Origin of the sequence: Alkalihalophilus lindianensis, from assembly GCF_032843265.1 — a bacterium.
Lineage (GTDB): Bacteria > Bacillota > Bacilli > Bacillales > Bacillaceae_D > Alkalihalophilus > Alkalihalophilus lindianensis.
On record NZ_JAWJBA010000268.1, the window covers coordinates 1 to 275 of the forward strand.

Sequence of the window (275 nt, forward strand, 5' to 3'; positions counted from 1 at the left end):
GTCTGCCGTCTTAGGACCGATATCAAGGGCTTGCCAGTCGGCAGGAATTTCTTCAATCGCCACGACTTTAGAGTTGGCAGCTGCTGAGAAGTCATCCGCAACCACTGCATCCACCGGCATATAAAAATGAACACCTTTTGCTTTCGCTTTTTCAATAAATGATTTGGCTAAGTCAATTTTATCTTCTTCCAGCAGTGATTTACCAATTTCGTGGCCTTGGGCCTTGACAAATGTATAAGCGAGACCTCCGCCAATAATAAGGTTGTCGACTAATT

The 275-nt window shown here is 44.4% G+C and carries 1 protein-coding gene; it reads right to left on the reverse strand.

Translation table 11 applies throughout. The features are described 5' to 3' along the window. Nucleotides 1–275, reverse strand: a 275-nt coding sequence (pgk, locus tag RYX56_RS22210) for a phosphoglycerate kinase (RefSeq protein WP_317124099.1), incomplete at both ends; no start/stop codon positions are given.